The sequence below is a fragment of the Photobacterium sp. DNB22_13_2 genome, assembly GCF_052873915.1.
The window spans coordinates 25,860-44,427 of record NZ_JBNNXU010000033.1 but is presented as its reverse complement, the minus strand read 5'-3'; the positions used below and the strand labels follow the sequence as shown (position 1 = coordinate 44,427).

The window sequence follows — 18,568 nt, the reverse complement described above, 5'->3', positions numbered from 1 at the left end:
AGCCTGACTCCTAATGAGTCAGAACGATTATATTGGGAAAGCTCTAAAGAGGTGGCCAATTATTCTTGACCACTACAAAAGTCTGGTTAGGGGAAGTTCCTGTCAACGACAGGCATTGAAAGCTCTGCTCCACCGCCTTATACATGGTCGGCTAACCCTCGCATGATGGCTTGTGCTGCGAAACTAGGTTTCAAATAAGAAGCGTGCATGAGAAAAGTACGTTACTACCAAGGCGAATACTACGACTCGGTAAATTATGGTCTTCTTCGTACGGAGTGGGAACAAGGGAGCGGAAACGCTGGGATACTTGTCATACAACATGATGCGGATAACTCATGTCGTTTGTGTTGTATTTCCGTGTCAAAATGGCCCTTTTGGAGCAAAAAGGGCCATTTGTATATCAACTTAATGGTTCGGGGCTTCTAAGACTTCAAGCGCTAAGTCTACCGCTTTCTCAATGTTGTGGCCCTCTAATTTACCCGAGCTTACAGGCCCTAATACATTGACATACAAGGCTAACTGTTTGCAAAATGGCAGGCTTAATTGTTCATATAGTGCTTGGCGAATTTGTGCGTGTTGCTCTGGGGCTTGAGCAACAAGACGTTTTAAAGTGTCAGATATAAGTGTTGTGTTTGTATTCATTTGCATCGTTAATGTTAGTTTGGGGGTAGTCTAATTCTATAACTTTTTACGACATTAATGCTGTGACATAAATCATACAATACCACAAATAAGCCGTAACTGAGACATCGAGAGATGGATTGATTCCGTGATCAGACAATCATCCCTTGAGGATAGGCGTTATAGGTAAGGGAAAATTTTTTACGTCCATTTTTCACTCTGAAATGGGGTTAAACCTCAGCCAAGAGTATCTCTCGGTAGACGAGGCTAAATTGCAGTATCAAGCTGATTCAGGGGACCGAAGCGGTAGGGATATTTGCGCACTTAAAGTGTTAGGTATGTCTTTGTAAGGAGTGGCCAATCCCATACTAAGTGTTGTATGGGATTCTGAACATCTGGCATTCTAGGCTTTGAAGCTAATCACACCACCACGGCACTGTAGCCGTCAACAATAGATTGAAGCTCGAGATTTGTGGCGTTTCCTCGTTGAATGCGACGGTAGTGATTCAAGGTTTTCGTTTTGTACTTTTTCGCGATTTCAGCTTCTTTGTCTGATGCCGGTTGCCAAATCTGGCTGCCAACGGTACTGATCTGTTCGTTTTCCCCTCGTGTTGAAGAGACATGCATGATTTCGTAAAAGCGTCGGTTATCTTCAATCAGCACTTCTTGTTTCAGGCCAAAGTTATGCTTTATGAGCTTTTGGCGTAAGGTGTATTGGTTATTTACCGGACATAGTAGAAAATCGATATTAGTGTCTTGATGGTTCAGGTGAATGGCTTCTACGAGATCGCACATCAAGTCACCGCCCACACCTGCAATGATAACTAATTGTTTTCCTGTATGTTGACTCAAAGGAAGCTTTGCTACGTCTTGGCAGTGCACTTGCCATGCCGCACCGGGGTAGAAACGTTGTAGGTTCTGTTCCAATGCTGTCATCAGATCCGGAACAATATCAGCAAAATGAATATTATCTGCTGCTTGTCGGGACAATAGTGCTGCACCGATAAGGCCATGGTCACAGCAACAATCCCAAACGTGGGTATAGTTAGGTGTAACCATTTGCTCGATTTGCTTCAATCTTTTACTGAGTTTCACTGGAGATGCCTGATTAACGTTTGAAAACGCGCGCATTGTAATGGTTTTTCACCTTATAGCGAAGTAGGTAAAGCCATAAAGTGTCGTATCAGAACAATGACATCTGCTTTGAGTGATGCGGTTTTATGTCAAGAGGGCAGTCGACCTCCTGAAAATACTCAACCCACACCTTGTTACTCCTTGGAAATTCACGCTTTAATGACTTCTTGGCTTGTTTCTTTATCTTGTCAGCATCACCCGCGAATGAGGCGTTGTTAAAGCCGTTTTCAACAAGTTGGAATTGTTCGGCATTTGCTCGGTAAATCATGAACCCGCGATCTTTCTTAAACGTCTTAAATTGAACCACTTCTTTGGGGTGCATCTGTTTTAGCTGTTTATCTATTAAAGGCAGTACCTGAGAGATATGAATCATATGCATGACATGTCGTTGTTGTGATCTACAAGATAACAAGAAAGCCTTTTCAATGATGGTTACTAAAGTTGCAGAATGAAAAACTCAGTTAATCTGGTAGAGGGTTAAGCCTGTTGCGTGTATTGTACTTTTTTGATTGAGCGATAGAGCATGGATCTGTAAGGAGCATAAGTGGTAGAAGCGTTCGAAAAACAGCTTGTTGAGTTTATTCAGTCTGAAATGCAGCAGGATCTCGCTCATGATATGAATCATGTGCTTAGGGTCGTTAAAACGGCCAAAGAATTATGCGCAAGTGAAGGGGCTGTGCTTGAAATCGTCCTTCCTGCCGCTTATCTACATGATTGCTTTTCGTTTCCAAAGAATCATCCAGATAGGGCGAAAAGCTCCCAGGTTGCAGCAAATAAAGCGGTGGAGTTCCTGGCTAGTATTGACTTCCCCTCTCAATTTTTAGATGCAATTAGTCACGCTATTGTTACGCACAGCTTCAGCGCGAATATAAAGCCAGAAACACTCGAGGCTCAAATAGTTCAAGATGCAGATAGACTAGATGCCTTGGGTGCTATTGGCATCGCACGTTGTATCCAGGTGAGTTCAAGTCTAGGTGTTAGCCTATATGATGCAGAAGATCCATTCAGTACTGACCGAGAATTAAATGATCGGCTCTACACCATCGATCATTTCTACACCAAGCTCTTTAAATTGAAGGATACGATGAACACGTTATCAGCAAAGGCTGAAGCAGAGAAACGTACCGTCTTTATGGAAGAGTACTTAAAGCAGTTAGGCTCAGAGATTTAACTCTTAGCTAAATAAAAAAAGCCACGTAACCCTAGGGGAGAAACGTGGCACCTCAACGTGAAGTCCTACAGTAAAGCTAATTCTTTATAGGCCAAGTTGTATTTATTTTTATGTACTTGTCTTTATGCACTTATTAAGGGCGATGACTATTTGCTCTTTTTCTGTCGCTTCATATCAAACACAACAGCCACGATAATCACCAGACCTTTCACGACCTGCTGCCAGTATGCCGAGACATTCAATAAGTCGAGGCCGTTCTGTAACACACCCATGATCATGGTACCAATGATGGTGCCTTGAATCGTACCGATACCACCGGCGTGGGATACACCACCAACGGTTGCCGATGCAATGGCATCTAGTTCGTACATTACCCCGAGTCCAGGCTGTCCAGAGTTGATACGAGCAGACAGGATGAGTGCTGCGATACCGGCTAGTAGGCCAGCATAGGTATAAACCAGGATCTTGTACTTCTTAACGTTAATACCTGATACATAGGCCGCTGTTTCGTTACCGCCGATTGCGTACGCATATTTACCAAAGCGTGTATAGTTCAGCAAAATGTATGACACGATGGCCATCACGATAAATATCACCACCGGAACTGGGATACCGGCAATAGAACCCTGACCAATCCACTGGTAAGAATCGATTAAGCTACTGACTGGACGACCGTCTGAGTAAAGTAGGGCTGCACCACGGGCGATGATCATCATTCCCAAGGTTGCGATGAACGGAGGGATACCAGTGTAAGAGATTAGCGCACCGTTGATAAATCCACATAGCGCACCAACAGCTAACGCGACGAGGATTGGGACTATAACCGGTAATTCAGGCATCGCCGGGTACATACGCATACCCCAGTCGAGGGTTTGCGCCATACTGGCCGAGGCCACGGCAGCGACTGCAAGGACCGAACCAGATGATAAGTCGATACCCCGGGTAATAATGATGATGGTGACCCCGAGTGCCAGAAGGCCGATACTGGCCATTTGGGTTACGACGTTAAGTAAGTTGGCTACTGTAAGAAATACTGGAGATAAAATTGACATCACCACACACATGGCGATGAATACAACGTAGATGGCATACTTTGAAATCAAGCGTTTATAATTCTGTGGCGATTTTGCACCAGACGTTGCTTCTATTAACTTCGCAATCATAATGACTTTCCTTGATAAATTATTGCGTCACCCTGTCACGACAGCAGTGAATGTTGTTATTGGCAAATGGTTGTTATGCCAGTGCCATAGACATGATTTTTTCTTGGGTTGCTTCAGGGCCGTCGAGTTCGCCTTTTAGTTTGCCTTCATGCATGACCAATACACGGTCACTCATGCCGATAACCTCTGGCAGCTCTGACGAGATCATTACTAAGCTCTTACCCATACCGGTTAAAAGACGCATGAGTTTGTAGATTTCAGATTTTGCACCAACATCGATACCTCGGGTCGGTTCATCGAGGAACAGGATATCGGGCTTGGTCAACATCCAGCGGGCTAACAATACTTTCTGTTGGTTACCACCGCTAAGGTTGTCGATAGCCTCGTTCATATGCGGGGTTTTTACCTTTAGCTTCTTACAGTGATCCTCACTGTCTGAGCGCATTTGGCGGACATCAAGGACGTTCGCAACCTTGCTCTTGTAAGCATCAAGGTGGGCAATTGATGTATTGGCAAATATATCCAACATCAAATAGAGGCCTGAATGGCGGCGATCTTCGGTTAAGAAAGCCATTTTGTGACTAATCGCATCTTGTGGTGCTTTGATTTCGACATGTTCGCCGTTGATCCAAATTTCGCCAGTATCTTTTTCGCGTACACCAAACAGCGTTTCGATAAGTTCGGTTCGACCAGCACCAACGAGACCTGCGATACCTAGGATTTCACCCTCATGGAGTTTGAAGTTCATGGGTTTAAAGCAGTCGTCAACTGATAGGTTTTTCACTTCAAGTCGAATTTTTCCCGGCTTGGCAGTTGGGGGTGGGAAAACATCGCCAAGATCACGGCCAACCATCATTTGGACAAGTTCGTCATGATTTGTGTCTTGAGCTTCACGTTCACCGATATAGCAACCGTCACGGAATACGGTAATGTCATCACAAATCTTGAAGATTTCATCCATCTTATGACTGATATACACCATGGAAACACCCTGGGATTTCAGCTTCTCGATGATATCGAATAAGTGTGCGACTTCTTTGTCGGTCAGTGCAGAGGTTGGCTCATCCATGATGATTATTTTGGAATCAAATGAAATCGCTTTAGCAATCTCAACCATTTGCATGGTGGCTACGGTGAGATCACTCATCAAGGTACGAGGGTCAAGTTCCAAATCTAGGCGTTGAAGCAGTGCATTGGTGTCTGCATACATTTTTTTATGGTCAATTAGCCTTAGTGGCCCTTTGAGTGGTTCACGGCCTAGCCAGATATTTTCTGCAATATTACGGTGAAGAACAGGGGAGAGTTCCTGGTGGATCATTGAGATGCCACTTTCTAGTGACTCTTTTGCACCAGAGAAGTTGACGAGTTCCCCTTGGTATCTAATGCTGCCTTCATCACGGTGGTACGTGCCAAACAGCACCTTCATCAAGGTCGATTTCCCTGCACCATTTTCGCCCATGAGTGCCATTACGCGGCCTTTCTTCAACGTAAGTTGCACATTATCGAGTGCTTTTACACCAGGAAAGGTTTTGGTAATACCACGCATCTCAAGTATTACTTGGCTCATACTGATTTGCTCCAAAATAGGCCCTACGTGGTTAGCGCGTTGTAGGGCCGAGTTAGTTATTTATAGAGAGGGATGTGGATTAACCTTTAGCTTGGAATTCAGCGAGGTTGTCTTTGGTTACAAGTTCAGCAGGGATCCAAGTGATTTTCTCTTGTGGCTTTTTATTGATAGCGTTCAGTGCAGCATCAAGTGCACCTCTGGCTTGACCGACACCATCCTGGAAAACGGTGGCATCCAATGCGCCTTGTTCAATAGCCATGATGCCATCTGGGGTCGCATCAACACCGACGACAATGGTGTCATCTAGTTTGCCTGCAGCACGAAGCGCCTGAATTGCACCTAGTGCCATGTCGTCATTGTTTGCCAGAATTATGTCGATTTGTTCACCAGAGTTGATCCAGTTTTCCATCACGATCATGCCTTGCGAGCGTTGCCATAGGCCGGTTTGCTTACGGGTAACGTTGTATTCTGGCTTGTCTTTGAAGAAGTCTTCTGCTCCTTGGGTACGAAGCAATGCGGCTTCAACCGTCATCATGCCCATGATGATACCGATATTTCCGCCCTCAAGCTTTGAGGCGGCATATTTTGCCTGTTCTTCACCGAAGCGGAGTTCGTCAGATCCAACATAAGAGACGCCTTCTGGTAGGTAACCAGGGCGACGGTTTAGGTATACCAATTCGATACCAGCTTTTTGAATGCTGTCAGTAACTGGTTGGGTTGCGTCCGTATTAACCGGAACAAGAATGATGCCGTCAACTTGCTGGACAATGAAGTTTTGGATTTGCCCCAATTGTTTCACGGTATCTTCTTTTGCATCGACGAAGATAAGTTCTACATCGCCTAACTCCTTCGCGTACTCCGCCATAGAGTCTTTCATGTAGACCATGAAGGTGTCGTCAAAGTTCGGAATAGCAACGCCGATCTTTGTTTTAGCTTCACCTTCATCACCACCACATGCAGCCAGTGTTAACACGGCGCCGATAATGGCGACTTTGCGTAGGATTCCCTTAGAAAGGGCCTTTGTCGTCGAGATAGAGTGTGTAAGTAGAGAAGTAATTCCATGTATCAATGACGGCATTGTTGCCTCCTTTATATTGTGCACCTAACCGTTTTTCTGGGTGAAATATACATTTCAAAAATACGGTAAATAGGTGCTATTCACTTTCTGGGACGAAATATCTAGCCAGAGAGCGTGTTCACGTTGATTGAAATAAATTTATTATTTTTATGTAAACAACTATATGCTCGAGCTCAATTAATAACCACCCCTGATTGAGTGTAAATGACAAAATTGTTAACCAAGTCTCACTGAAATCAATGCTTAATAGTTATCTCATGCTCTAATTTTATGATTTATAAGGCTTAATAATGCGTTAATATACTGGATTTATACTAAGTTGTTGATATGGAATGGAATATCAAGCTGAGGGTGAAATGTTGCTGCTATGTTACTGGTAAATGAAAAATATTTTTCATTGTGAGCGATTGTTGAATAGGTTTTGGGTTGGCAATAAAGTTTAACCTTGATCACAAAATATATTTTTCATTTCATTTTAAATTTAAAATGAAATGGATATTTCGTATGATAGGTGTATCGAAACAATAAGGGTTGGGATAGGTGTTCTCAACTTAGATTGTCAAAATCAGTTCAACCATTATCAGAGCGGTTTTTAACTACTGAGTAGTTAAAGGAAGGAGTGAAAAGGATGAATACCAGCAATAAGAAGTTGGATCTTATTTGTTTGGGTCGAGTTGCCGTTGACCTGTATGGCCAGCAAATCGGTGCTCGCCTGGAAGACATGGGCACTTTCTCAAAATATCTCGGTGGGTCTTCTGGCAACGTCGCTTACGGGACGGCAAGGCAGGGGCTTAAGTCTTCCATGCTTGCCAGAGTAGGTGATGAACACATGGGGCGCTTTCTGAGAGAAGAGCTTCAGCGAGTTGGTGTTGATACCAGTAACTTAATTACCGATGAAGAACGCCTAACTGCCTTGGTGATTCTCGGCATTAAAGATGAAGATACTTTTCCACTGATTTTCTACCGTGATAACTGTGCTGATATGGCGATTACTGCTGATGATATTGATGAGCAATACATCGCATCAGCACGTTGCCTCGCAATCACTGGCACCCACTTATCGCACCCTCATACCCGTGAAGCTGTTTTAACGGCATTACGCTATGCCCGTAAGCATGGTGTAAAGACAGCTATTGATATTGATTATCGTCCTGTTCTTTGGGGGCTAACCGCGCTTGGTGACGGTGAAACACGCTTTATTGAATCAGGTAAGGTTACCGAGCAGCTTCAAGAGGTGCTAGGGCTGTTTGATTTAATTGTCGGAACAGAAGAAGAATTCCATATTGCGGGTGGTTCTACCGATACAGTGGAAGCACTGAAAGCAGTGCGTGAAGTCAGCCAAGCAGAATTGGTTTGTAAACGTGGCCCTCTGGGATGCTCAGTGTTTACTGATGATATTCCTCATGATCTTGATGAAGGGATCACCGTTGAAGGGGTTCGCGTTGATGTACTCAATGTTCTTGGGGCCGGTGATGCCTTTATGTCTGGCCTGTTGCGCGGATACCTCAACGAGGAAGGTTGGGAAAAGGCGTGCGCTTATGCCAATGCCTGTGGTGCCTTAGTCGTCTCACGTCATGGTTGTGCACCAGCGATGCCTTCAAAGGAAGAGTTGGATGATTACCTGACTCGTGCCCATGATGTTCCTCGTCCTGATCTGGATGAGCGTTTGAACCACCTACACCGAGTGACGACTCGTGATAAAGAGTGGGAAGAACTCTGTGTGCTGGCGTTTGACCACCGTGTTCAGTTTGTAGATATGGCCCGAGAAGCAAATGCAGATATTAGCCGAGTCAAACCGCTGAAACAGCTGATTTTGCAAGCAAGCCGCGAAGTGGCCGAAGAAGCCGGATTGACAAGAAAAGCCGGATTACTCTGTGATAGTACATTTGGCCAAGACGTATTGAATGAAATTACCGGTGAAGGCTGGTGGATTGGCCGTCCGGTAGAGCTTCCAGCCTCACGTCCGCTTGAGCTTGAACACGGGAACATTGGCTCGCAGCTGATTGATTGGCCTTTAGAGCACGTTGTGAAATGTTTGGTGTTCTTCCACCCCGAAGATCATCATGCGCTGCGTCTTGAGCAAGAAAAACAAGTGCGTGAAGTGTATGAAGCCTGTTGTAAAACAGGGCATGAAATGCTGTTGGAAATTATTTTGCCTTCAGATATGGAACGCTCTGATGCGCTATATCTGCGTGCGATGCAGCGTTTTTATAATCTTGGAGTGAAACCAGATTGGTGGAAGCTGCCGCCAATGACTTCAGAATCATGGCAGAGCGTCGATGAGCTGATCCAAGCGAGGGATGAGCACTGCCGTGGTGTTGTGTTACTTGGTTTAGATGCCCCGGAAGAGGAGTTGAAAGCCGGCTTCAATGCGGCTGCAAGTACCGGCATAGTTAAAGGCTTTGCGGTTGGCAGAACCATTTTCGGCCAGCCTTCACGTCAGTGGCTTGCTAATGAGATTGATGATGCTGGTTTGATTGCACAGATCAAGCAGAACTATCACAACCTTATTACTTTGTGGCGCCAGCGTGGCTAAAGGAGTCGTTCATGAGTGTTAATACTGTTCGCCTGACCATGGCTCAGGCACTGGTGAAATACTTGCAAGCGCAAAAAGTGGAAATAGCTGGTGAAGTCCAACCTATGTTTGCGGGTGTGTTTGCTATCTTTGGCCACGGCAATGTCGCCGGGCTAGGGGAGGCACTTTACCACGCCAATGAAACACTGCCGACATACCGTGCCCATAATGAGCAAGCAATGGCACATAGCGCGATTGCTTTTGCCAAGGCCAATAATCGTCAGAGAATGATGGCTGCCACGACATCGGTTGGTCCCGGTGCATTGAATATGGTGACAGCGGCTGCACTTGCGCATGTCAATCGTCTACCCGTTTTGCTTCTGCCTGGAGATACGTTTGCTACCCGTGAACCAGATCCGGTATTGCAACAGGTTGAGGACTGGAGTGACGCAACAATTACGCCAAATGATTGTTTCAAACCAGTCAGCCGCTTTTTTGACCGTATCGCTCGTCCTGAGCAATTGCTAAATAGCCTGCCACAGGCGATGCGAGTATTGACGGATCCGGTTGAGTGCGGCCCTGCAACCATTGCGCTACCGCAAGATGTTCAGACCATGGCATTTGACTACCCGTTGCATTTCTTCAAAGAGACAATCCATCGTGTTCGTCGACCGGGGGCTGATGAGAAAGAGCTTGCTGACGTTATTGAGTTGATCAAGCAAGCTAAACAGCCTTTGGTAGTCGCGGGTGGAGGTATTCATTACTCTGGAGCGTTAGCGCAATTCCGTGAATTTGTAGAAACCTACCAATTGCCAGTGGGCGAAACCCAAGCCGGTAAGGGTGTACTGCCATGGGATCATACATCGAATCTAGGTTCTATTGGTGTAACGGGCTCAGCGGCCGTGAACACAATGGCTGCTGAAGCTGACGTCGTCATTGCTGTGGGCAGTAGATTACAGGACTTTACCTCTAGCTCAAGGGCCTTATTTAAGGCTGATGCCAAAATTGTTTCGCTGAATGTAAACGGCTTTGATGCCACCAAGCACTACGGAACGCCTTTGGTGGCTGATGCCAAGGCAATACTGCCTAAACTAACGCAGCAATTAGCTGACTGGCAGGTCTCTTCAGTTTGGCAAAATAAAGCAGAGACGCTTCGCCAGGAGTGGAATGAAACGGTTTCTATTGCCATGACAGATCGCGAAACGGATTTACCGACTGATGCCGAAGTTATCGGTGCGGTAAACCGCTCAGCCGATGAAAAAGACATCGTGGTCTGTGCGGCTGGTGGTTTACCTGGTGAGCTGCATAAGTTATGGCGTACCCGCTATGACAAAGGCTACCACTTGGAATATGGCTTCTCTTGTATGGGTTACGAGATCGCTGGTGGCCTTGGTGTCAAGATGGCTAAACCGGACTCAGAAGTGTTCGTCATGATTGGCGATGGCTCTTACCTGATGTTGAATTCTGAAATATCGACGTCGGTCATGCTAGGGCACAAGCTGGTGTTAGTGGTGTTGGACAACCGTGGCTATGGCTGTATCAACCGACTTCAGCATGCTTGCGGAGGCGCTGGCTTCAATAATTTGCTCAAAGACTGCAATACCGTTGAAGAAGGCGCACCAAAAACTGATTTCGCAGCCCATGCCCGTTCGCTAGGAGCGAAAGCAGAAAAAGTCGCCAATATCGCTCAGCTTGAACAAGCATTGATGCGAGCCAAGCAGGCGACATCTACTTATGTCATCACCTTGGATACTGACCCTCTAAGCACAACAGAGTCTGGTGGTTCATGGTGGGAAGTTGCAGTCCCCGAAGTGTCTGAGCGTGAACAAGTTCGCGCCGCCAGAGCGCGGTATGAAATCGCTAAACAACAGCAAGTTATTTAAGGAGAATAAGCATGACTGTTCAACTAGGTATAAACCCACTGACCTGGACCAACGATGACTTGCCATCACTGGGTGCTGAAACACCGCTAGAGACATGTTTGACGGAAGGGCGAAAAGCCGGTTTTGTAGGCTTTGAGCTGGGGAATAAGTTTCCGCGCGAAGCCAGCGTGCTTGGGCCAATTTTGGCAAACCACGATGTTAAGTTGGTTTCTGGCTGGTATTCCGGTGAATTGTTGACCCGTTCGGTAGAAGAAGAAATTGAAGCCGTACAACCTCACTTAACATTACTGCGTGAGTTGGGTGCCAAGGTAATGGTATTCGCTGAAGTGACTAATTGTATTCACGGGTTACAAGACACGCCAGTACGCTTACGACCTAAATTTCCCGCTGACAAATGGCAAGAGTATGGCAAGAAACTTAGCGAGTTTGCTAAGTACACCAAAAGCCAGGGTGTTGAAGTTGCCTACCATCACCATATGGGCACGGTTATCGAAACCGCGGAAGATATCGATAACTTGATGGAATACACCAGTGATGAGGTGGGCTTACTGCTTGATACTGGCCATCTGACTTTCGCTGGTGCTGATCCAGTGCTAGTCGCAACACGTTGGGCTCACCGTATCAACCATGTTCACACCAAAGATATAAGAGCGGATGTTCTGGCCGATGTGAAGAATCGAAATACCAGTTTCCTAAATGCGGTGTTAGATGGTGTTTTCACGGTACCGGGTGATGGTTGCGTAAATTACCCTGCGGTATTTGAGCAACTGAAGAAAGCGAATTATCAAGGTTGGTGTGTTGTAGAGGCAGAGCAGGACCCTTCCATTGCTCACCCAATGACGTATGCAACTTTAGGTTTTAACAATTTACAAAAACTTGCTCGCGAGGCCGGGCTATTAACTGGCGAAGGCCAAGAGTAATTACAGGAGCAAAACAATGGAAACAGTTCAAAACTTCATTCAGGGCCAAATCAGCGAAAGCCACAGCCAGCGCTTTGCACCGATATTTAACCCGGCGACAGGCGAACAAACTCGTCAGGTGGTTCTAAGCTCTGCGGCCGAAACCGCTGAAGCTGTCGCAGTAGCTGACAAAGCATTCCCAGCCTGGGCGAAAACTTCACCGCTTAAGCGTGCCCGTGTCATGTTCAAGTTCAAGGCGTTGCTAGAGCAGAATATGGACAAGCTGGCCCGTATAATTTCTAACGAGCACGGCAAAGTTTATTCAGACGCGGTCGGTGAAGTAACTCGCGGTCTGGAAGTGGTTGAGTTTGCCTGTGGTATTCCGCACCTGCAAAAAGGTGAACATTCAGCAAACGTTGGTACAGGCGTTGATAGCCATTCATTGATGCAACCGTTAGGTGTATGTGCAGGTATTACCCCATTTAATTTCCCGGCAATGGTACCAATGTGGATGTTCCCGATTGCATTGGCAACGGGTAATACGTTTGTTCTGAAACCATCAGAAAAAGATCCTTCATTGGGGCTGGTCATTGCAGAGCTGCTAAAAGAAGCAGGCTTACCAGATGGTGTGTTCAATGTCGTTAATGGCGACAAAGAAGCCGTTGATGTACTCCTTACCGACCCTAAAGTTCAAGCGGTTAGCTTTGTTGGTTCGACCCCAATTGCCGAGTATATTTACTCAACCGCATCAGCACACGGTAAGCGTTGCCAAGCCCTTGGTGGCGCAAAAAACCATTGTATCCTAATGCCAGATGCAGATTTGGATATGGCGACAAGTGCTATTATGGGCGCAGCCTACGGCGCTGCTGGTGAACGTTGTATGGCATTGTCAGTTGTCGTTGCTGTTGGTGATGAAACCGCTGATCAGGTTATTGATAAACTGAAGTCACAAATTGATGCGATGAAGGTCGGTCCTGGTGTGGTTGATGGCCCTGAAAACGACATGGGCCCAGTTATTTCTGCACAGCACAAAGAGAAGATCTGTGATTACATTAATTCAGGTGTAGAGCAGGGTGCTGCACTGGTTGTTGATGGTCGCGATATCAGTATTGATGGTCATGAAAATGGTTTCTTTGTTGGGCCAACGCTGTTTGATAATGTGTCACCAGAAATGACTATCTACCAAGAAGAAATCTTTGGCCCAGTCCTAGCGATTGTACGTGTACCGGATTATCAAACCGGTCTTGAGCTTATCAACCGTCATGAATACGGTAATGGCACCGCTATCTTTACCCGTGATGGTGAAACTGCGCGTCAATTCAGTGAAGACGTACTAGCTGGCATGGTTGGGGTAAACGTGCCAATTCCAGTCCCAATGGCATTCCACAGCTTCGGTGGCTGGAAGCGCTCGGTTTTCGGCCCGCTGAATGTGCATGGTAACGACGGTGTGCGCTTCTATACCCGGATGAAGACAGTCACTAGTCGTTGGCCTACCAGTGTTCGTCTTGAGCAGCACAGCAGTAGCTTTGTTATGCCAACCATGTAATACGATTTGAGTTAAAGAATAATGCCAGGCTGTTCTCAGTCTGGCTTTTTTAATCGTGGTAGGTTTATAAAATGACTAATTCATTGTTTATTGGATTTGGTATCGCTATGAATAAAGGATTTAATCAATATGAAAATAGCAATTGGCAATGATCACATTGGCGTCGAGATGAAGTGCCATATAATAAAAAATCTTGAGGCTTTGGGTCATACAATGGTGAACGTTGGTACTGATGACAAAGATCGAACACATTCTGCTTTGTATGCAGAGGAGGTAACAAACCTGATAAACCAAGGCAAGGTAGATCAAGGGATTTTGATATGCGGCACAGGTGTTGGTATGTCTATCTGTGCCAACAAAGTTAACGGTATTCGTGCAGTGATGGGGGCAAACCTTTACACGGTAAAGCAATCAAAAGAGCATAACGATACCAATGTGCTTACCCTTGGTGCGCTCACTACCGATCTATCTACTGCGGTGCAGCTCGTTAAAACATGGCTTGATGCAAAGTTTGATGGTACGGAAACACGCCAATATAGGCTTAGCCTTATCTGCGATATAGAAGCTCATCAGCTAAAAAAGAAGAACTTCACTGTAGATGATGGCATTAGCGAAGTGCTTCAATTGCCATAGGTAGCAATTCTACCCAACTATAGATAACAATAATGGCTATTACGACTGTCCATATAATGCGCTCAACCCAACTCTTGCGGCTGTAGTAGCGAAATGGGTCTGGTTCACCACAATTAGGGCAGGTATGAGCGCGTTTAGAAATCTCTTTTTCGCAAAGTGGGCAAGCTAGCAGTGGCATTCTTAATTACTCCGTACGTATTAGTCACTTTTTAAACATAGTGTAAAATCAGTAGGCTGGCGAAAGCCTTAAGTGAATAGATTCAGCAAAAAGTGAACCATATCAAGTTTTCTTATTTTATTGGTACTAAGGGTTAAATCGCCATCAATGAGGCAGTCAATAGAAAATATATTGTGTAGAAAAACGGGAATTTGGCTGTAAAAAGATGCAGGGAGATGTAAAAAAGCGAAGGAACCCCCTTCGCTTAAGAATATGGCCAAGTCAGTAATGTTGAGCAAAGCAAATTGAAGCTACATGGATACGCATTAATAACCAAATGCAGGACTTAGCACGTCATAAATGATCGCCGGGTAAGCTGGATCCATCTTTAATGGTCTGTTGTAGACAGAGTCTGTTTCGTTGTCTATGAAGTTGGCGATGAAGAACAGTTGGTCAACAGTGCGATATGAGTCCATCACAAAGTCTGAGCCTGCACCATCTAGCGGTGAGCCATCAGAGAACACATGGTTATTATCCGAAATGATGGCAAGTGGGTGTTTCATAGTGTGGTAATCCTCCTCCTCTGTACAGGCGTTTTCCTGGCAGAAACCCAGCGAATAGAAGACTTCGCCATACTCAATATGCAGCTCTTTGCCATCTAAGCCAGTTGCTATATGGTTGGCTTGTGGCCAAATTTTACCTGCAGCGATATTGTCATCATTCACTACCCACGTGAAGTTGTGCTCAAAGTCAGTGCTGCTGTGGCCTGGATCATTGTCAGCTGTATTCTTCGCCGCATAGTAGGTGATTGTAAGAGTGTCATTTTGCCAATCACAGCCAGTAAAGACTTCGTATTGCGGGTGCTCACCCTCAAAGCTACAGGCTTTGTGAAGAGCAGCAACTGTCATACCAAAGCGTTCAGAAACTTCAGAGTACCAGTTGTCTGGCTGTGGGCGATCTGGGCCAAACTCAGGCAAGTGCTCTGGTACCTCAGGTACAGGCCTCTCCGGAACTTCAATTTCAGGCAAATGAGTTGCAGGTGGCATTACTTTGTCATCAGTAGAGTTATTTGACGAGTTACAACCAGCTAGCAATGCAACAGCAAGGATTGCAGAAAGTTTTTTCATTTCAATTCACCATAATGATGACCTACCACAGTAGTAGGTGTTGGGTTAAGTGCTTAAGTTATGGTGTATTTATACAGTGTTTTATTGTTGTTGGTATAATTACTATCGTTGATATCTATCATAAGCAATTCTGATTGCTGAGATAAAAGAATATTGTTTTATTAAATTTTTTAATTTAAATAAATAGTGTTTTATTAATATTGAGTGCGTATGCCATCATCAAAACTTCGACATTCACCTGACGAAAAGAGTGTACTCGCTCTGTGAGTCATTTCTGCTTGGTGTGTGTGCTATCACGTGGCGGCTGATCGCCTTTAGATTAAAATCAGGGATAGAGACGGGTTGTAAGGTTGATCTGTAACCAGTTGTTCAAAAAGGGTTGGACAAAATAGCTGAACTGCGTAGCCAGAGACTCCAACAACAAACTTGTCATGCTATGATTGCTGGTTAACAACATTAGCTAGCAGTATTGATTATAAGTTTCGACTGGTCATTGAGATTCAATAGCACTTTCAATGTAAGTTGCAACATATATGCCCTTAAGGGCGAGACGAGCCATGAACAGTAGCCACCGAAAACTATTAACGACATTAGCTTCACTACCTGTAACGGAATTTAAGACTCATAGCCAAAAGGTTAACCTCGGTGATGTGTTTGTCTGTCGCCAAGGATTGACTTGGGACAGTCATCTATCTGCAGAGGATGCGATACAGCGTGGCGCTTGTGGAATAATCGCAAATCGCCCGTTGGAGCTGTCGGTTCCATGTATGGTGACGCCAAGCCACAGCACGTCAATTAGCCTAATCAACCAATATTATGCATACCCACAAGATAAGATTAAGCATATTGGGGTAACGGGTACAAACGGCAAAACGACTGTGGCATATTGTCTTAACCAATTGTTGAACCTGAGAGGAAAATCAGCTTACACCGGTACGTTGGGAAGCTCTTTCGATAACGTGTATTACCCGCTAGACAACACGACACCTGATGCCATTACCTTGTTGAATTTGTTCCACGCGATGGAAAAGTCTGGCGTGTCACACCATGTGATGGAAGTCAGCAGCCATGCGCTATCACAAGACAGGGTCACTCATATTGACTTTGATACGGTGATCATCACCAACATTGGCTCGGATCATCTGGATTACCATAAGCATCGTGAAGATTATATACAGGCCAAACTTCGTTTGATTGATCGGCTTAAGCCTGGCGGGATAGCGATTGTCAACATCGATGATGAACAGGCGCTTTCAGTAATGGAGCGCTGCCGAAGCCGTTGTGAGGTCATCTCTTTTAGCTGTGCAGACGATCAAGCCGATCTTTATGCTTCACATATACATTCAACCTGTAGTGGCAGTGAATTTACCTTGGTATATCAAGGGGCGCAGTATCAAGTGGTATCAAATCTGCCGTTCCGGTTCAATATTGAAAATAGCCTAGCAGTTATTGCCTCAATGCTGGCTCTGGGAATGGTGATTAGCGAAGTATTGGCATTGTTTGGTGACATGCAACCAGCACCTGGAAGAAGTGAAGTATATCCTCTCAGTAATGGTGCTACGGCGATCCTCGATTATGCCCATAATTTCGATAGCCTGAGCAATTTGTACCGGAATGTCCGTGAACATAACACTGGCAGGGTAGTAACGTTGATAGGTGTAACCGGTGAGCGGTTAGCCGATGCTCCGGAGATAGGGCAGCTTTGCTTTAACCAGTCTGACCGATTGGTACTGACAACTGATAATCCGCTGGGAGTAAGTCAGGATGTGTTGTTTGGTGCGTTAATGAGCAACTTACCGGCTGAACTGAATTCAAGGGCAACCAGTGTTGAAGACAGACAACAGGCGGTTATTGTGGCAACAGCCGATCTTCAACCCGGTGATGTCTTGTTGTTGTGTGGCAAAGGGCATGAGAAATATCAATATATCAGTAACAACAAAAATAATGCTGAACCTTATTTAGGGGATTTGGAAGCATTAAATGTCGCTGCTGAAAATATGGGTTTGCGAATAGTATCGAGCCAACTGGAGTCCGAAAAAACCGCTGATCTAATGGTGAAATAAAAATCGGGCAATAGATTTCAAGCAGCCAGCAGTTTAATGGCGACTGTTGTAAACAAGGTGATAAAAAAGGGCTTTGATATCGAAGGCGGAAGATCTTGCCATGCGGAAGAATGCAACGTATCTCAACTTATTGCCAGTTTAAATATGGCATAGGGGTCAGTTCGTTTACTTTAGTATTACTCGCATGGGATATTGCCGGGGGTGAAGCTAGTGCCTTACTTTGCATTGCGTTTGCAATTAAAATGTTTGCTTATGTTGCTCGGATCTGGAATGTCATTTATTCATTGGTGATGGTTGATTACTTAGTTACTCGCTGGTTTCAGGAGAAGACTAGAGCGTCGAGTTGTGGGAGAAGTAGGCCACTAAATATCAGAGTATAAATATTTTTATCAAGTGGCCTATTAATTAGTCATGATTTGTTATTTAGTCTGTTCATGACGGATAAACATGATAGCAATCATGCTAAATCCCATAAATTGCCATAAATATTGACCATCACTCGCGCCAGTAAGTGTTTGAGTAAATGCCATACAACCAGCTACAAAGAGTGATGAAACGGCAGAGTAGAATAGCCAAGGGCGTTCTTTATTTGCCATGAACTCGCCGTTTAAGACTGAGCGAATAATTAGAATGAATGGTACACATTGTAAAAGGATTAATACTGGAAACATGAAGTCAAATGTTGGGCTTAGCAAGGTATGACCTACTTGGCTATTATCCCATGTGCCAACAATATAACCTTTCCAACCAGCCCACGTATCGCCTGAATATGCTGTCTCTGGTGTAATGACTCCTAATATCACACCCATTACTTTATCTATGAAGCCATTTTTGAACCAGAATACAAACAAGAAGATCTGTAGTGGAATAATTTGAAAAGCCATTTTCTTTAACATGGTTTTACCTCGAGAAAGCAATAATTTTGAGTGGGTGAGATTATGGGCAGGATAGGCGTACTTATTGTTGATGCAAGGCAATCGGCAGCGTAAACAAACAAAAATCAAATCTAGG

Annotated in this window: 16 protein-coding genes and 1 pseudogene; 8 read left to right on the top strand and 9 right to left on the bottom strand. The window is 45.0% G+C overall.

Going from position 1 to position 18,568, the window contains the following annotated elements; genetic code table 11:
- Positions 1-141: 141 nt before the first annotated feature.
- Positions 142-279: pseudogene (locus ACVA58_RS26565) on the top strand (GNAT family N-acetyltransferase); the annotation flags it as partial.
- A 126-nt stretch (positions 280-405) separates the two neighbouring features.
- On the opposite strand, the gene ACVA58_RS26560 reads toward ACVA58_RS26565, so the two are convergent.
- The 3 genes from ACVA58_RS26560 to ACVA58_RS26550 all read right to left on the bottom strand — a co-directional run bounded on the left by ACVA58_RS26560 (position 406) and on the right by ACVA58_RS26550 (position 2,134).
- Positions 406-642: a PAS factor family protein gene (locus ACVA58_RS26560; protein WP_446513264.1), complete on the bottom strand. Its 237-nt coding sequence runs from the start codon at positions 640-642 to the stop codon at positions 406-408.
- Between the two features lie 399 nt (positions 643-1,041).
- Entirely contained in the window at positions 1,042-1,716 is a 675-nt protein-coding gene (locus ACVA58_RS26555) for a tRNA (adenine(22)-N(1))-methyltransferase (RefSeq protein ID WP_446513261.1), read from the bottom strand.
- An 88-nt stretch (positions 1,717-1,804) separates the two neighbouring features.
- On the bottom strand, positions 1,805-2,134 hold the full coding sequence (locus ACVA58_RS26550; RefSeq protein WP_446513260.1) for a hypothetical protein: 330 nt from the start codon (positions 2,132-2,134) through the stop codon (positions 1,805-1,807).
- Between the two features lie 165 nt (positions 2,135-2,299).
- Between ACVA58_RS26550 and ACVA58_RS26545 the strand changes: the two genes are divergently transcribed.
- Positions 2,300-2,926, top strand: coding sequence for an HD domain-containing protein (locus ACVA58_RS26545; protein WP_446513259.1), 627 nt, complete (start codon positions 2,300-2,302; stop codon positions 2,924-2,926).
- A 146-nt stretch (positions 2,927-3,072) separates the two neighbouring features.
- Here ACVA58_RS26545 and ACVA58_RS26540 read toward each other — a convergent pair whose 3' ends face one another.
- From ACVA58_RS26540 to ACVA58_RS26530, 3 genes are all read right to left on the bottom strand, one after another.
- Positions 3,073-4,089 carry an ABC transporter permease gene (locus ACVA58_RS26540; protein WP_446513258.1) on the bottom strand — a complete coding sequence of 339 codons (1,017 nt, stop codon included), beginning with the start codon at positions 4,087-4,089 and terminating at the stop codon, positions 3,073-3,075.
- Between the two features lie 73 nt (positions 4,090-4,162).
- Complete coding sequence (locus ACVA58_RS26535) at positions 4,163-5,656, bottom strand: sugar ABC transporter ATP-binding protein (protein WP_446513257.1); 1,494 nt, start codon at positions 5,654-5,656, stop codon at positions 4,163-4,165.
- A gap of 79 nt (positions 5,657-5,735) precedes the next feature.
- Positions 5,736-6,734, bottom strand: coding sequence for a sugar ABC transporter substrate-binding protein (locus ACVA58_RS26530; RefSeq protein ID WP_446513256.1), 999 nt, complete (start codon positions 6,732-6,734; stop codon positions 5,736-5,738).
- A 628-nt stretch (positions 6,735-7,362) separates the two neighbouring features.
- Between ACVA58_RS26530 and ACVA58_RS26525 the strand changes: the two genes are divergently transcribed.
- The 5 genes from ACVA58_RS26525 to ACVA58_RS26505 all read left to right on the top strand — a co-directional run bounded on the left by ACVA58_RS26525 (position 7,363) and on the right by ACVA58_RS26505 (position 14,210).
- Positions 7,363-9,270 carry a bifunctional 5-dehydro-2-deoxygluconokinase/5-dehydro-2-deoxyphosphogluconate aldolase gene (locus ACVA58_RS26525; RefSeq protein ID WP_446513255.1) on the top strand — a complete coding sequence of 636 codons (1,908 nt, stop codon included), beginning with the start codon at positions 7,363-7,365 and terminating at the stop codon, positions 9,268-9,270.
- An 11-nt stretch (positions 9,271-9,281) separates the two neighbouring features.
- Positions 9,282-11,132 (top strand): 3D-(3,5/4)-trihydroxycyclohexane-1,2-dione acylhydrolase (decyclizing), encoded by a 1,851-nt coding sequence (gene iolD / locus ACVA58_RS26520; protein WP_446513254.1) that lies wholly within the window; start codon positions 9,282-9,284, stop codon positions 11,130-11,132.
- 11 nt (positions 11,133-11,143) lie between these two features.
- Entirely contained in the window at positions 11,144-12,052 is a 909-nt protein-coding gene (gene iolE, locus ACVA58_RS26515; RefSeq protein WP_446513253.1) for a myo-inosose-2 dehydratase, read from the top strand.
- Positions 12,053-12,068: 16 nt separating this feature from the next.
- Positions 12,069-13,577, top strand: a complete 1,509-nt coding sequence (locus tag ACVA58_RS26510) for a CoA-acylating methylmalonate-semialdehyde dehydrogenase (protein ID WP_446513252.1) — start codon at positions 12,069-12,071, stop codon at positions 13,575-13,577.
- A gap of 129 nt (positions 13,578-13,706) precedes the next feature.
- The gene (locus ACVA58_RS26505) at positions 13,707-14,210 is read left to right on the top strand and encodes an RpiB/LacA/LacB family sugar-phosphate isomerase (protein WP_446513251.1); all 504 of its coding nucleotides are present in this window, start codon (positions 13,707-13,709) and stop codon (positions 14,208-14,210) included.
- On the opposite strand, the gene ACVA58_RS26500 is transcribed toward ACVA58_RS26505, so the two are convergent.
- Complete coding sequence (locus ACVA58_RS26500) at positions 14,185-14,388, bottom strand: hypothetical protein (protein ID WP_446513250.1); 204 nt, start codon at positions 14,386-14,388, stop codon at positions 14,185-14,187. The two genes, ACVA58_RS26505 and ACVA58_RS26500, sit on opposite strands and share 26 nt — an antisense overlap.
- A gap of 305 nt (positions 14,389-14,693) precedes the next feature.
- Positions 14,694-15,494, bottom strand: coding sequence for a hypothetical protein (locus ACVA58_RS26495; RefSeq protein WP_446513249.1), 801 nt, complete (start codon positions 15,492-15,494; stop codon positions 14,694-14,696).
- Between the two features lie 557 nt (positions 15,495-16,051).
- Here ACVA58_RS26495 and ACVA58_RS26490 point away from each other — a divergent pair.
- Positions 16,052-17,557, top strand: a complete 1,506-nt coding sequence (locus tag ACVA58_RS26490; protein ID WP_446513248.1) for a Mur ligase family protein — start codon at positions 16,052-16,054, stop codon at positions 17,555-17,557.
- A 419-nt stretch (positions 17,558-17,976) separates the two neighbouring features.
- On the opposite strand, the gene ACVA58_RS26485 is transcribed toward ACVA58_RS26490, so the two are convergent.
- The gene (locus tag ACVA58_RS26485; protein ID WP_446513247.1) at positions 17,977-18,453 is read right to left on the bottom strand and encodes a hypothetical protein; all 477 of its coding nucleotides are present in this window, start codon (positions 18,451-18,453) and stop codon (positions 17,977-17,979) included.
- Positions 18,454-18,568 lie beyond the last annotated feature (115 nt).